Source organism: Clostridioides sp. GD02377 (assembly GCF_045899875.1).
Taxonomy (GTDB): Bacteria; Bacillota; Clostridia; order Peptostreptococcales; family Peptostreptococcaceae; genus Clostridioides; species Clostridioides difficile_A.
In genome coordinates, this window is record NZ_JBJODA010000080.1 from 1 (window position 1) to 501 (window position 501).

The window sequence follows — 501 nt, forward strand, 5'->3', positions numbered from 1 at the left end:
GTATCCAGTATGATAATATTTACACCTTTATCAATCAGATATTGCCACTCTGATTTTATCATTTCCATATCTCTACCAAGTCTATCCAATTCTTTGACTACTAAAGTATCTCCTGCTCTAAGCATATTTTCTTTAAGATTTTGATACAATGGTCTGTTAAAATCTTTTCCACTTTGTTTTTCCATTACTATATCCCTTGAATTTACTCCATATTTTTCTAAAGCTTGTATTTGTCTATCAAAACTTTGCTCTTGTGTTGAAACACGTGCATAACCATATACTTTACTTTCTCCCATTCCTTCATCCTCCATATTGTATATATAAATAATCATAATACATTAGTCTAAAAAGGTTTATATATTTTATAGACATATCCAAATAGTTTTTATGAACCTTATTGGATATAAATTTATATAATATTTAAGTGTATGAAAAGGTACACCTTTTCATACAAGTATGTACTCAATGTATTCTAGCTAATAAAAAAATAAGATATATCAT

The 501-nt window shown here is 26.9% G+C and carries 1 protein-coding gene; it reads right to left on the reverse strand.

Annotated features, from left to right (window positions below):
- Positions 1 to 296, reverse strand: a 296-nt coding sequence (locus Q3304_RS20900; protein ID WP_407815498.1) for a recombinase family protein, incomplete at its 3' end; no start/stop codon positions are given.
- Between the last annotated feature and the right edge of the window lie 205 nt (positions 297 to 501).